General features: G+C 45.9%; 16 protein-coding genes. 10 read left to right on the forward strand and 6 right to left on the reverse strand.

What is annotated here, in order from left to right:
- Positions 1–2: 2 nt before the first annotated feature.
- The 3 genes from rplC to rpmE all read right to left on the reverse strand — a co-directional run bounded on the left by rplC (position 3) and on the right by rpmE (position 1,638).
- Positions 3–632, reverse strand: a complete 630-nt coding sequence (gene rplC, locus L9Q40_RS09430) for a 50S ribosomal protein L3 (protein ID WP_014230663.1) — start codon at positions 630–632, stop codon at positions 3–5.
- Positions 633–646: 14 nt separating this feature from the next.
- Positions 647–958, reverse strand: a complete 312-nt coding sequence (rpsJ, locus tag L9Q40_RS09435) for a 30S ribosomal protein S10 (protein WP_004410492.1) — start codon at positions 956–958, stop codon at positions 647–649.
- Positions 959–1,416: 458 nt separating this feature from the next.
- Positions 1,417–1,638 carry a 50S ribosomal protein L31 gene (gene rpmE, locus L9Q40_RS09440; RefSeq protein WP_014230662.1) on the reverse strand — a complete coding sequence of 74 codons (222 nt, stop codon included), beginning with the start codon at positions 1,636–1,638 and terminating at the stop codon, positions 1,417–1,419.
- A gap of 297 nt (positions 1,639–1,935) precedes the next feature.
- On the opposite strand from rpmE, the gene priA reads away from it, so the two are divergent.
- From priA to rraA, 7 genes are all read left to right on the forward strand, one after another.
- On the forward strand, positions 1,936–4,140 hold the full coding sequence (gene priA / locus L9Q40_RS09445) for a primosomal protein N' (RefSeq protein WP_498793099.1): 2,205 nt from the start codon (positions 1,936–1,938) through the stop codon (positions 4,138–4,140).
- A 335-nt stretch (positions 4,141–4,475) separates the two neighbouring features.
- On the forward strand, positions 4,476–5,483 hold the full coding sequence (gene cytR, locus L9Q40_RS09450; RefSeq protein ID WP_118117602.1) for a DNA-binding transcriptional regulator CytR: 1,008 nt from the start codon (positions 4,476–4,478) through the stop codon (positions 5,481–5,483).
- A 161-nt stretch (positions 5,484–5,644) separates the two neighbouring features.
- On the forward strand, positions 5,645–6,190 hold the full coding sequence (locus tag L9Q40_RS09455; RefSeq protein WP_014230659.1) for an SPOR domain-containing protein: 546 nt from the start codon (positions 5,645–5,647) through the stop codon (positions 6,188–6,190).
- A 153-nt stretch (positions 6,191–6,343) separates the two neighbouring features.
- On the forward strand, positions 6,344–6,895 hold the full coding sequence (gene hslV / locus L9Q40_RS09460) for an ATP-dependent protease subunit HslV (RefSeq protein WP_014230658.1): 552 nt from the start codon (positions 6,344–6,346) through the stop codon (positions 6,893–6,895).
- A gap of 23 nt (positions 6,896–6,918) precedes the next feature.
- A complete protein-coding gene (gene hslU, locus L9Q40_RS09465; protein ID WP_014230657.1) occupies positions 6,919–8,250 on the forward strand; it encodes an ATP-dependent protease ATPase subunit HslU in 1,332 nt (443 codons plus the stop codon).
- A 254-nt stretch (positions 8,251–8,504) separates the two neighbouring features.
- Entirely contained in the window at positions 8,505–9,422 is a 918-nt protein-coding gene (locus L9Q40_RS09470) for a 1,4-dihydroxy-2-naphthoate polyprenyltransferase (RefSeq protein ID WP_118117600.1), read from the forward strand.
- Between the two features lie 76 nt (positions 9,423–9,498).
- A complete protein-coding gene (rraA, locus tag L9Q40_RS09475; protein ID WP_118117598.1) occupies positions 9,499–10,041 on the forward strand; it encodes a ribonuclease E activity regulator RraA in 543 nt (180 codons plus the stop codon).
- Between the two features lie 73 nt (positions 10,042–10,114).
- On the opposite strand, the gene zapB is transcribed toward rraA, so the two are convergent.
- A complete protein-coding gene (gene zapB / locus L9Q40_RS09480; protein ID WP_014230654.1) occupies positions 10,115–10,357 on the reverse strand; it encodes a cell division protein ZapB in 243 nt (80 codons plus the stop codon).
- Positions 10,358–10,704: 347 nt separating this feature from the next.
- On the opposite strand from zapB, the gene glpX reads away from it, so the two are divergent.
- The 3 genes from glpX to L9Q40_RS09495 all read left to right on the forward strand — a co-directional run bounded on the left by glpX (position 10,705) and on the right by L9Q40_RS09495 (position 12,965).
- Positions 10,705–11,712 carry a class II fructose-bisphosphatase gene (glpX, locus tag L9Q40_RS09485; RefSeq protein WP_065297622.1) on the forward strand — a complete coding sequence of 336 codons (1,008 nt, stop codon included), beginning with the start codon at positions 10,705–10,707 and terminating at the stop codon, positions 11,710–11,712.
- A gap of 130 nt (positions 11,713–11,842) precedes the next feature.
- The gene (locus tag L9Q40_RS09490; RefSeq protein ID WP_118117594.1) at positions 11,843–12,457 is read left to right on the forward strand and encodes a helix-turn-helix transcriptional regulator; all 615 of its coding nucleotides are present in this window, start codon (positions 11,843–11,845) and stop codon (positions 12,455–12,457) included.
- 157 nt (positions 12,458–12,614) lie between these two features.
- Complete coding sequence (locus L9Q40_RS09495) at positions 12,615–12,965, forward strand: DUF3135 domain-containing protein (RefSeq protein WP_498793101.1); 351 nt, start codon at positions 12,615–12,617, stop codon at positions 12,963–12,965.
- A gap of 75 nt (positions 12,966–13,040) precedes the next feature.
- Here the strand turns inward: L9Q40_RS09495 and L9Q40_RS09500 are convergent, their stop codons facing one another.
- Positions 13,041–13,466, reverse strand: a complete 426-nt coding sequence (locus L9Q40_RS09500; RefSeq protein WP_118117590.1) for a DUF805 domain-containing protein — start codon at positions 13,464–13,466, stop codon at positions 13,041–13,043.
- A 116-nt stretch (positions 13,467–13,582) separates the two neighbouring features.
- On the reverse strand, positions 13,583–14,143 hold a 561-nt coding region (locus L9Q40_RS09505; RefSeq protein ID WP_498793100.1), incomplete at its 5' end, for a glycosyl transferase family 90.

The following is a 14,143-nucleotide window of genomic DNA, read 5'->3' on the forward strand; positions in this document are numbered from 1 at the left end:
CGTTATGCTTTAACAGCTGGTTTAACGATCACGTTGCCGCCAGTTGCGCCTGGGACTGCACCTTTAATAAGAAGCAGGTTGCGCTCAGCGTCAACACGTACGATCTCTAGGTTTTGAGTCGTTACACGCTCTGCACCCATGTGACCTGCCATTTTCTTGCCTTTAAATACGCGACCTGGAGTCTGACATTGACCGATAGAACCAGGAGCACGGTGAGACAATGAGTTACCGTGAGTCATATCTTGAGTACGGAAGTTCCAACGCTTAACAGCGCCTTGGAAGCCTTTACCCTTAGATGTACCAGTAACGTCTACTTTCTTAGTTTCGTTGAATAGTTCAACAGTTAGTTCAGAACCAACTTCAAACTCTTCGCCGTTTTCTAAACGGAATTCCCAAAGACCGCGACCAGCTTCAACGCCAGCTTTAGCAAAGTGACCTGCTTCAGCTTTGTTTACGCGGTTAGCTTTCTTTGCACCAGCAGTAACCTGGATTGCAGCGTAGCCGTCAGTTTCTAGAGTTTTCACTTGAGAAACGCGGTTAGCTTCAACTTCAACAACAGTTACTGGGATAGAAACGCCGTCTTCAGTAAATACGCGGGTCATGCCCACTTTACGACCGATTAGACCAATCATTCTTCTAATCTCCCTTAACCTAGGCTAATTTGAACGTCAACGCCCGCAGCAAGGTCTAGACGCATTAGAGCATCAACAGTTTTGTCTGTTGGCTCAACGATGTCGATTAGACGCTTGTGAGTACGGATTTCGTACTGGTCACGTGCTTTCTTGTTAACGTGTGGAGAGATAAGAACTGTGAAACGCTCTTTACGAGTTGGTAGTGGGATTGGACCACGAACCTGTGCGCCAGTGCGCTTAGCTGTTTCAACGATTTCCGCTGTAGAAGCGTCGATTAGTTTGTAATCGAAAGCTTTTAGGCGGATACGGATACGTTGGTTCTGCATGAGACAGAGCTCCAAATTAAATAAATTACACAAACAATATCGCCACTCAAACTCGTCAAGACGAGAGAATGCCGATTGATTTATGTGAAACCGTAGCATCCAAGATTAGGACGCATTGTCAGTTAATTTTCGATTAACTATCCCTACATACCAAAGTCACCTTTGGGGATAGTTTTTCCGAAGAAAAGATAGCTAATTGTATTAACCGCGAACATAAGCTGAGTCTACATTACCTAATAAATCCTTGGATTTATTAGCTCCTCACTGCTCATTGGTTCACAACTGGCTTAACCAGTGCGCTGCATTATACAGATCACATTTTAGGTTGCAAGCATTGAGTGAAAAATAATCGAGACAATTTTTAACTCACTGATTTACTACCACCAGCCAGTGTTACCATAAACAAAAAGGACGCCGAAGCGTCCTTTTCTAAACTGTAATCGTAATAGCAGTTGCTATTATTTCTTACCGCTTGATAGTGCACCGAAACGCTTGTTGAAGCGATCAACACGGCCGCCTGTATCAACGATACGTTGCTTACCAGTGTAGAATGGGTGGCACTTGTCACATACGTCTAGGTGGATAGACTCTTTACCTAGAGTAGAGTTGAACTCAAAAGAGTTGCCGCAAGAACAAGTAGCTTGTACTGCTTTGTATTCTGGGTGGATACCAGCTTTCATGGGATAACCTCAATAGTAGGCCGTGTCGCTATACGAGTCTAAGCCGCACACCACACGTAATTAATATCAAAAGTGCGATACCGCATCAGCATAATGCTGAAGCCATATCTCAAGGCGCGATATACTAATGAATCGCACTGATGGGATCAACACATTTGGCAATTTTTTCGCCACTTTTTTAGCCAGTCTACTGCTCATCGCCTGTTTGAACTGAGATCAGTGAGCTTTACTCGAATTTTCATTCCAACTTTAATAGACTCTAAGCTCCTTTCCCTCTTTATATTACAGCTGAACTTTATGCGTCCATCCATTGCCAGAGTGGCATTACCCGTTCCACTCGACAAACAGTTTGATTATGCCATCCCGGGGCACCTGTTCCCGATCATTGGTGGGCGCGTTTCCGTACCTTTTGGACGCCAGACCTTAGTCGGCATCGTTACTGCGATGGTGAATCACTCTGATTTTCCTAAAGAGCAGCTTAAACCAATTAAAGCCGTATTGGACTCACAACCTATCTGGTCAGAAAAGCTGTATTCATTGCTCACATGGTGTAGCCATTTTTATCAGTATCCATTAGGCGATACGCTTCACAATGCGATGCCAGCCGCGCTGAGAAAAGGAAAACCAGCCGATTTTGCCACCTTGCAGGAATGGCAGATCACCGAAGCGGGTAAAGACAAACTGATGCAAGGGCTTGATCGTCGGGCCGTGAAGCAACAAAAAGTTCTGCAAATCCTGGTAGACGGAGCCGTACCGCACCAAGAATTTGTAGAGCAAGAGATCGCCTCAACAGTGCTGAAATCGGTCGAAGAGAAAGGTTGGATTGAGCGAATTGAGAAGATGCCAACGATTTCAAACTGGCCTCAGCAAGTCGAAAACGACGTCGACAAACCCAAACTTAACCATGAGCAGGCGTTAGCCATCGCCAGCGTCAATAGCCAAAGTGGTTTTGCCTGCTATTTATTAGAGGGCGTAACAGGCTCTGGTAAGACCGAGGTTTACCTCAATCTGATCAAGCCGGTGTTGGAAAAAGGACGACAAGCGTTAGTTCTGGTGCCAGAAATTGGCCTGACACCACAAACCATCAACCGTTTTAAGCACCGCTTCAATGTCCCTGTTGATGTTATCCACTCAGGATTAAATGATACCGAACGTTTAAACGCTTGGTTATCGGCTCGTGATAAAGCGGCTGGAATTATCATTGGGACACGCTCCGCCCTACTGACGCCATTTGCTGATCTCGGCATTATTATTGTCGACGAAGAACACGACTCTTCATATAAACAACAAGACAGTTTGCGCTACCACGCTCGTGATGTTGCTGTAATGCGTGCGCACAAAGAGCAAGTGCCTATTGTGTTGGGATCTGCGACTCCGGCACTTGAAACGCTGCACAATGCGTTGACGGGTAAATATCATCACCTGACACTAACTCAGCGTGCAGGCTCTGCGGTACCGACCACAAATAAAGTGCTCGACGTGAAAGGTCAATATTTAGAAAGCGGCTTGTCTGCGCCACTGATTGCTGAAATGCGTAAACACCTAAAAGCGGGCAATCAGGTAATGCTGTTTCTTAACCGCAGAGGTTTCTCCCCTGCACTAATGTGCCATGAATGTGGCTGGATAGCCGAGTGTAAGCGCTGTGATGCCTACTACACCTTCCATCAATACAGTAACGAAATACGCTGCCATCATTGCGGCTCACAGCAACCTGTAATTCATCAGTGTCAGGGATGTGGCTCCACTCAGTTAGTAACGGTCGGTGTTGGCACAGAACAGTTAGAGCATCAATTGGCGCAACTCTTCCCAGAATACAAAGCCATTCGTATCGACAGAGACAGCACCCGCCGTAAAGGCAGCTTAGAAGATGCCCTTGAATCGATTCGTAAAGGTGAGTTCCAGATTTTAATTGGTACCCAGATGCTTGCTAAAGGACACCACTTCCCCAACGTAACGCTGGTTGCCTTGTTGGATGTGGATGGCTCTTTATACAGCAGTGATTTCCGGGCTGCGGAACGCCTCGCGCAGCTTTTCATTCAGGTTGCGGGGCGGGCTGGTCGTGCGAGTAAGCCTGGAGAAGTAATTTTGCAGACTCACCACCCCGAGCACAGTTTGTTACAAGCATTGCTGCAAAAAGATTACCGCCACTTTGCCATGACCGCATTAGAGGAGCGGAAGTTAGCGCAACTACCTCCCTACAGTTACCTGACTCTATTTAAAGCAGAGGCAAACCAAAGTGAGGTAGTCGAAGACTTCCTGCGCCAAGTTCGTTTTACGCTGGAGTCTCACCCACTGTTTGACGACACTTGTATGGTACTTGGCCCGACCCCCTCACCTTTGGCTAAACGGGCGGGCAAATATCGCTGGCAACTCTTGCTGCAAACCCAACACCGGTCATTAATGCAAAAGTTATTAACCAGTGCAAAACCTGCTATTGAGTTGTTACCTAATGCCAAGAAAGTACGTTGGAATTTAGACATAGAACCACAGGATCTCAGCTAGCAAACGTTTAGCTATGTAATGAATTACCTTTTAATGTGATACACGTCACGTTGTCATTGTGGATTTTGTTAAACAGACCGTAACTTTCGCTATAGAAATGAATAGACTATCCCAATTAGTAAAGTCTTTAGTGCTTTGCAGAAAAAGACTTTAAATGAACACCATAGCGATTCCCCAAATTTGAAGTGTTGTTCTGGTAATAAAGACGTACTTTACTCGGCAAATAAACACCAGAAATGTGATGGTAAAGTGCGAATTTATCTGTACTCAATGACAGTAATTTCACTACAGGGAATAACGTCACCTTGGCGAACAATTTGAGAGGTTAAAACACTATGGCGACAATGAAGGATGTTGCCCAGCTTGCGGGAGTGTCTACCGCGACGGTATCTCGAGCATTAATGAATCCGGAGAAAGTCTCCTCTTCAACCAGAAAAAGAGTTGAAGACGCGATACTCGAAGCAGGTTACTCACCAAATTCATTAGCGCGTAATTTACGACGAAATGAGTCGAAGACGATTGTTACGATCGTTCCTGACATCTGCGACCCTTACTTTTCCGAAATCATCCGTGGTATCGAAGATGCAGCGATGGAGCACGGCTACCTGGTTTTACTTGGAGACAGTGGCCAGCAGAAGAAACGCGAAAGCTCATTCGTAAACTTGGTATTTACAAAGCAAGCAGACGGGATGCTGCTACTTGGTACTGACTTACCGTTTGATGTGAGTAAGCCAGAGCAGAAAAACCTGCCACCAATGGTCATGGCGTGTGAATTTGCGCCTGAGCTGGAACTGCCAACCGTTCATATCGATAACCTGACTTCTGCCTTTGAAGCGGTCAATTATCTGACTCAGCTCGGCCACAAACGTATTGCGCAAATTTCAGGTCCTGATACCGCGGTATTGTGCCAATTCCGTCAACAAGGTTACCAGCAAGCACTGCGTCGTGCAGGGATAAATAAAGACCCGCAATACAGTATTGTCACCGAGTTCTCTTTTGACGGCGGTGCAAAAGCAGTGCGTAAACTGCTGGAACTAGCGGAGCCACCAACCGCGATTTTCTGCCACTGTGACACGATGGCAATCGGCGCCATTCAAGAAGCGAAGAAGCTCGGCTTCTGTGTACCACAAGATCTATCGGTCGTAGGTTTTGACGACATCAATTTCGCGCAGTACTCTGATCCACCGTTAACGACTATCTCTCAACCTCGCTACGAGATTGGCCGACAAGCGATGCTAATGATGTTAGAGCTTTTAAAAGGCCACGATGTGCATTCTGGATCTCGTCTTCTGGAGACTAACCTGATTGTGCGCGGAAGTACGGCGCCTCCTCAGCGAGCGTAAGCTTTTCTCGCTAAGATCAGTTAAGTTTCTGTCCATTAAAAGCAGCACTCATTTGGTGCTGCTTTTTTATATGTATCTATCAAGATTAGAGAAACAGGGTGTTTTCTCAACTCGTTCTGGATTAACATATTTGGAAGAATTCTTGATGACCAGAAATGACCGTGGCAAACAAAGATTATGTAAGAAGGGGGCGTGGTACCCCAAAAAAGTCGACAAAAAAACAGCCTTCAAGAAAGAAACCTTGGCGTAGTGGTCTACTGGCAATCGTGCTAGTGGGTGGTTTTGGCTACGGGCTATATTTGCTAAACAATGATCCAGAGCCTCAGCCACAAGTTGTGCAGCAATCAACGGCTCCGGTCAGCAAACCTAAGGCAAAGACAGATTTACCTCCCCCACCCGAAGAAAAATGGGAATACGTAGAATCTCTCCCAAATCGCGAAGTGGAAGTGGTCGCCAAAGAGATTCAAGTCTCGAAAATCCCTTACATCATGCAGTGTGGCGCTTATAAGACCCAGGCACAGGCAGAAGAGCGTAAGCTCGCCATCGCTTTCCAGGGCTTAACCAGCAAAATTGTTAAGAAAGAAGGCAGCTCTTGGTACCGAATTATTCTAGGCCCATACAAATTTAAGCGCGATGCAGAAAAAGATCGCCATAAATTGCAACGCGCTAAAATCGAGCCGTGTGCGATTTGGAAAGAGAATTTCTAGCGATAGAGTACAACCTGGGGCCAGTTTAATCGGCCCTAGGTCACTAGAAACCTACTCCACCGAAACCCCATCCTTTAATTTCCCCTTGAATCCCCTTTTCCTCTCCCCCATATACAATATTACTTCCAAAGAGAAATAATTAAGAGGTCGACTGTGACTACCATTGTATCTGTACGTCGAAATAATAAAGTCGTCATCGCGGGTGATGGCCAGGTATCTCTAGGCAATACCGTAATGAAAGGTAACGCGCGTAAAGTTCGCCGCCTTTACAACAATAAAGTACTGGCTGGTTTTGCCGGCGGTACTGCGGACGCCTTCACCCTTTTCGAGCGCTTCGAAAGCAAACTGCAAATGCACCAAGGCCATTTGACCAAAGCCGCTGTAGAGCTGGCGAAAGACTGGCGTAGTGATCGCGCGCTTCGTAAGCTAGAAGCACTACTTGCTGTTGCAGACGAAACCGCATCTTTAATCATCACCGGTAATGGTGATGTGGTTCAGCCAGAAAATGACTTGATTGCGATCGGTTCTGGTGGTGCGTACGCACAAGCGGCAGCAACGGCACTGTTAGAGAACACAGATCTGGATGCCCGTGAAATCGCAGAAAAAGCATTGAACATTGCGGGCGATATTTGTGTATTCACCAACCACAATCACACTGTAGAAGAGCTAGAATCAACTGCAGAGCTGGCCGCTCCAGCCGAGTAATCGTAACGAACTAAGGAAAGAATATGTCTGAAATGACCCCTCGCGAAATCGTTCATGAACTGAACCGCCATATTATTGGTCAAGACAAAGCAAAACGTTCGGTTGCGATTGCTCTTCGTAACCGCTGGCGTCGTATGCAGCTTGAAGAAAGCCTACGTGTCGAAGTTACACCTAAAAACATCCTGATGATCGGTCCAACTGGTGTTGGTAAAACTGAAATTGCACGCCGCCTCGCGAAGCTTGCAAATGCACCGTTCATTAAAGTAGAAGCGACCAAATTCACTGAAGTAGGTTACGTTGGTAAAGAAGTAGAAACCATCATCCGTGATCTTACCGATGTTGCAGTGAAGCTCACTCATCAACAAGCGATGGAAAAAGTAAAATTCCGCGCGGAAGAGCAAGCTGAAGAGCGTATTCTTGATGCACTACTGCCACCAGCTCGTGACAGCTGGGGACAAGCAGAACAGAGCGATGATAGCTCTCACACTCGTCAGATTTTCCGCAAGAAGTTGCGTGAAGGTCAGCTGGACGATAAAGAGATTGAAATCGATGTTGCCGCGCCTCAAATGGGTGTCGAGATCATGGCGCCTCCTGGTATGGAAGAGATGACCAACCAGCTACAAGGTATGTTCCAAAACCTAGCGGGCGATACCAAGAAGAAACGTAAGCTAAAAATTAAAGACGCGATGAAAGCCCTTGCCGAGGAAGAAGCAGCGAAGCTTGTGAACCAGGAAGAGCTAAAAGAAGCCGCGATTTACAACGTTGAAAACAACGGTATCGTCTTCATTGATGAGATCGACAAGATCTGTAAACGTGGTGAAAGCTCTGGCCCTGACGTCTCTCGTGAAGGTGTTCAGCGTGACCTGCTACCTCTGATTGAAGGCAGCACTGTTTCCACCAAACACGGCATGGTAAAAACAGACCACATCTTGTTTGTAGCTTCTGGTGCATTCCAGGTCGCGAAGCCTTCTGACCTTATCCCAGAGCTGCAAGGCCGTCTGCCAATCCGTGTTGAACTTGAAGCTCTAAGCAGTAACGACTTCAAACGTATTCTGACTGAGCCTAAAGCGTCACTGACTGAGCAATACATCGCGTTGATGAAGACAGAAGATGTCGACATTGAATTTACTGAAGACGGTATCACGCGAATTGCTGAAGCCGCATGGACAGTAAATGAAACCACCGAAAACATCGGTGCTCGTCGTCTGCATACCGTTATGGAGCGTCTGATGGACGAAATCTCTTACGATGCAGCAGAGCAATCTGGCGCTAAGTTTGTGATTGACGCAGCCTACGTGCAAGCTCGTCTGGGCGATACAATTGAAGATGAAGATCTAAGCCGCTTTATTCTTTAATAAGCACTCTAATCAACAAAGCCCAGAGATTCCGTCTCTGGGCTTTTTGGTTCTGCGACGACAATTCAACAACAGTATATTTGTGCAATCGCCGGCACTCGTACTTGAAATGCTATTCTCATACTTCAAAATCCAGAACCTCGCTTTTCAACCAACCCTCTACTTCCTGACTCTCTTTGACTTGCTTTAGGTCAATAGCGCATCTGCTTCTTTATGCTTATACTGGACACATCGGTTACTAGCACGAAATATCCATGAAACAATCTCTACAGATTTGGCTCGACGCCGCTCGTCCCAAAACATTACCGCTGGCATTAGTCTCTATTCTTACTGGTAGTGTGCTTGCTTATGCTGCAGATCAATTCTCTTTGCCTATTTCCTTGATGGCGTTTATCACCGCGACTCTGTTACAGATCCTTTCCAATCTGGCCAATGATTATGGCGACGCAGTAAAAGGAACCGACAATGAAAAACGCCTTGGTCCACTGCGTGCTTTACAGTCTGGCGCAGTAACGAAAGAGCAAATGAAGCAGGCAATTGGCTTCAACATCGTGCTCACCGTCATTTCCGGCCTGATCTTAGTGTTTTACTCTTTGAGCTCTCTTGAAAGTATTCTCACCTTCATCGGATTGGGTATTCTTGCCATCCTTGCCGCCATTGCCTACACCATGGGCAGCAAACCGTACGGTTATGTCGGACTGGGCGATATTTCTGTATTTCTGTTTTTTGGCTTGCTTGGCGTATCCGGCACCTATTTCCTGCATACCGGACATGTCGATACCACCTTATTCTTACCCGCTTTAGGGTGCGGCTTACTGGCCGTCGCCGTTCTTAATATCAATAACATGCGTGATATTGATAACGACCGTGAGTGTGGAAAACGAACCGTAGCCGTACGCTTGGGACAACAAAAGGCCAAGCAGTACCATTTCATCTTATTAGGTGGCGCTATTCTCGCTTTCGCTGTTTACCTGCTTATTCAGGACAAACCGGTTTGGATCAGTCTGCCATTCTTATTAAGCATTTATTTTGTCGCCCATCATGGCAAAGCCGTTTGGGAAACCGAAAAGCCTGCACAGATCGCACCTATGATGCCAGTGATCGTAAAATGCTCGCTGGTTACCAACGTTTTATTTGCAACAATTGTGGTAGCTCAAACTCTGGCAAGTTAAAAAAGGATTGTCATTGCATTGGCTTGATGCCCAGATATACTCAAAGACAACCAGTTTCTGTTTAGAAAGGTACGCTATGGAATACAATACCTCAGCACTCTGTGATATTTACCTCGAGCAGGTAGATGTGGTTGAACCAATGTTCAGTAATTTTGGCGGTCGCGCTTCCTTTGCCGGACAAATCACCACCATCAAGTGTTTTGAAGACAATTCGCTGATCCGTGAAACGTTAGAGCAAGATGGCCTAGGTCGCGTGCTGCTAATTGACGGCGGTGGTTCCTTACGCAAAGCCCTTGTCGACGCAGAAATCGCAACCATCGCAGAAGAAAATGAGTGGGAAGGCATTGTCGTATACGGCTGCGTTCGTGAAATCGACGAACTGGAAGATATGAACCTTGGCGTTCAGGCTCTCGCCTCTATTCCTGTCGGCGCATCTAGCCAGGGTATAGGTGAACTCGACGTACCTGTGAACTTTGGCGGCGTTAGCTTTCTACCAGAAGACTACATTTACGCGGACAGCACTGGCATCATTCTGTCTCCAGAACCGCTCAATATCGACCTAGAACTGGACGAGGAAGTTGAGGAAGAAGAGTTAGAGGAACAAGATCCTAGGCTTTAGCGCTTTTCCCTACACCAAATACACAAACACCCGCTTATAGCGGGTGTTTTCAATTCTGGACAGAAAAGTAGAATTATTCCACTTCTTCCATTTTGCCAAGTAGTGCACGAATGCGCTCTTGCCACTGCGCGTGCTCTTGCTGTGCTTGCTCAGCCTTCTGCTCAAGCTCTTCGCGTTGCGTGCGAAGCTCGTTTGCTTGTGCTTCTAGCTTTACTTTATCTTCTTTCAGCTCTTCAACTTCCATTTGAAGAAGAGTGATTGTGTCAACTGCAGTTTGAATTTTAGATTCTAGTTGTGCTAATACTTCAAAAGACATCTTGGCCTACCTATGTTGTTCCGTTGGGATGATGCACGAGACAGGCGCGCACCTTACCTATATGAGGTTCATTCTACTCAGCGTTGCGACGAGAAACACTCACTATATTCGATATTTTGCATCATTCGGTTAAAAAACCGGCGCAATCTCACTAAATGCTGACTTTTCTGATCACCGAAGCATTTTTGAGCAAGGTATTTGCCTCTCGCCACGAGAAAAACGCACTCAGTATTGATCAAATTCAACTTAACCAAAGTAAAAGCTCGGCAAAAACGCAAACGTTTAACACTCGTTATGGTAAAATCGCCGCGCAAATTCTTCTTCCCTCTTGCTTACTTGGAGACATCATGAAACGTGATTTAGCAATGGCATTTTCCCGTGTTACTGAAGGTGCAGCACTGGCTGGTTATAAATGGCTTGGTCGCGGCGATAAAAACGCAGCGGACGGTGCAGCCGTTGAGGTTATGCGCACACTACTGAACAAAACAGAAATCAGCGGTGAAATTGTTATTGGCGAAGGTGAAATCGATGATGCACCAATGCTGTACATCGGTGAGCAAGTGGGTATTGGTGGCGATGAAGTCGATATTGCAGTCGATCCTATCGAAGGCACACGCATGACGGCCATGGGTCAATCAAATGCTTTAGCGGTTCTTGCGGCCGGTGAAAAAGGCAGCTTCCTTAAAGCGCCTGACATGTACATGGAAAAACTGGTGGTTGGCCCAGGTGCAAAAGGCGTTATCGATTTAGAAAAGCCACTAAAAGAAAACCTAGAGAACATCGCCAATGCGCTGAACAAAACTCTAGACACTTTAGTTGTGATCACGCTGGCTAAGCCTCGTCACGACAAAGTGATCGCAGAAATGCAGGCAATGGGCGTACGCGTATTTGCTGTGCCAGACGGTGATGTAGCCGCTTCAATCCTGACTTGTATGCCAGACAGCGAAGTGGACGTCATGTACTGCATTGGCGGCGCACCAGAAGGCGTAGTTTCTGCGGCGGTCATTCGTGCACTAGATGGTGACATGCATGGCCGTCTACTTCCTCGTCATGAAGTAAAAGGTAATACAGAAGAAAACCGCATCTACGGCGCAGCAGAACTAAAACGCTGTGAAGAGATGGGTGTGAAAGCAAACGTCGTGTTAAAAATGGAAGACATGGCATGCAGTGACAACGTTGTGTTCTCCGCGACAGGCATCACCAAAGGTGATCTGCTAGAAGGCATTACTCGCCAAGGCAATATCGCGACAACAGAAACCCTGCTTATTCGTGGTCGCTGCCGCACCATCCGTCGCATCAAGTCGATCCATTACTTAGAACGTAAAGATCAAGAAGTGCGCGATATTATTCTTTAATAAGTATCAGAGATTTTAGGGCCTGGATAAACGGCCCTAGTATCTCGCTTATCTCACCAAAACTAAGTCAACACTTTTCTTTACAAAACCTATCGCGCATAATATGTCATGACATATAAATGGTGGGAATATGAAAACCGTAGATAGGATATTGCAAATCGTTAAGCGTGATGGCTCTGTCACGGCAAAACAACTCTCTTCTGAACTTGGAATGACCACCATGGGTGCACGTCAGCATCTTCAAGGTTTAGAAGATGATGGCATCCTGTCTATCTACGACGTCAAAGTCAAAGTCGGTCGCCCGACCAGGCACTGGGCTCTCACTCAAAAAGGCCATGAGCAATTTGCCGATCGCCATGGTGAACTTACCGTACAATTCATCGAAGCGGTCGAACACATCTTTGGTAAAGATGGCCTCGAGAAAGTGACCTCTGAGCGCGAAAAGCTCACGTTACAAAACTATCGTCAACATCTTGATGAATGTGACACGCTGGAAAGCAAATTGAAAACGCTCGTCTCATTACGAGAACAAGAAGGCTACATGGCAGAACTAGAGCAAGATGAGCACGGTTTTATCTTAATTGAGAACCACTGCCCTATTTGTAAAGCTGCTACACGTTGTCCTAGTCTCTGCCAGTCAGAGCTAAGTGTGTTCCAAGCACTACTTGGCGATGAAACTCGTGTGGAACGCACTGAGCATATCATTAGCGGCCAGCGACGTTGCGTATACCGTATTCAAGCGTAGGCAATGATTAGAATCACGCAGTTCCTTCCTAGAACTTATCTATAAAACCGCTCTCTTATATCTGAGACTACAGAGTCATTTTGCCGTTCTCCTCTTCTCCGTGATATACGCTTTTAATATCGAAGTGTAACTATCCGCATGGATTTGGAGACAAATGATGGCCAATCTGCGTACTCACAAACCGCAAACTCTGCCCTCTTTCGACGAACTGATGCAAATGGCACAAGATGACCCGGAAGCTTTTGAGCAATTCCGACAAGATAAGGCCCGCGAAATGATAGAAGGCACATCGAAAAGCATGCAGTCACGACTTTGGGCGCAGCAGAGCCATATAGACAGAGTGATCAACAACTGTAAAAACCCAAACCATGTCAACGTGGTATTGATGAATGAACTACAGAAACAAGTGATGAAGTTCAGAGAAGCGTTGCAAGGAGCACCACAACCTGAAAAGACACGTAATGTGGTTCAGTTCAGGTCGATGAGGGACAATGACGATTATTATTGATGACTCTCGGATCCTGTAATAATCGCCCTTAAACTTACCAATACGCTCACTCGTCGTCCTAGCGAGCAGCATCATTTATCCGACAGGATCAGGGCCGTACTGATTAGGGCCTTTCGTTCCTTTTAATAAACCACATTCAACCAAAATCCATACGCCACAAATTAAAGATATAGAAGCAATGAACAGTTGCGGCGTAGCCGACTCTTGTGAAACTGGACTCGTCATTGGTGTAGCGAGTCGGCCCAAAACCAAAGGAATATTCAGCGCTAACCAATAAATCGATTTATCACGATCGTGCCAGCGCTTTGTGGTAATCGCGAGATCAGGAATAAGCATGACCAAGAGAAAAATAGGCAGCAGAAGGTGAGAAAATGCGGGAAACAGCTGATTGATACCCACGCCAAAACCTAAGATAGAAACGTAATAGACAATGTTCCATATCCAAAACGTTTTGCGCCCGATGCGCCCTCGGAAAGAAAACAGTAGCTCTTTAGTTAGCATTCGCAATTACCCAAAAAAATAAACATGTCATTCAAATAGCACTGGTAGCCTAAAAGTTTGTCTTTACTACTAGCATAGAGCAGACGAGCCTTAATGTTTTAAAATATCAATAAAAATCAGCGATTAGTGATAGAGAAATACTTTTCCAACGTTTTGATACAGACAAGGTCTTCTCTATTTTTATCTTGGAACTGCGCAACATGCTCATGGGCATTATCCAAAATTTTCTTGGCTTCAGCTGGGTTCTTTAAGTAGTAATTGACCTTATCTTCAAAGTCAGACCAATCATCTTTAACTTCTATATAATGTACACCCGGCTTAAGTGCCCCCTCCATAAACCAGGTTTCGAATCGCATTTTCGGCGTGATAACGACTGAGTTTGAAGACATCGCCCATTTTAAGTTAGAAGCCACGTCATTCCCTTCTAGGCAAATGAGAAATTTATATTGCAGCTGCTCCTCAATGGACATAAACGGCTGCTTCCACTCAGGGTGCTCTTTAGACGGGTTTGATTGACCCGCATCTACCAGTGGATGGCCAAACATGGCGTTCATAAAACGAATGCGATGTTTTTGTTTCACAGCGCCGCGGAAAACCGCCATATCTTTCTTATCCAGATATTCTGTTTTGTCTTCAATAAAACGAAAGTGGCGCATTTTATCTAACTTAAACAACAC

Source organism: Allocatenococcus thiocycli, assembly GCF_921292965.1.
GTDB lineage: Bacteria > Pseudomonadota > Gammaproteobacteria > Enterobacterales > Vibrionaceae > Vibrio > Vibrio natriegens.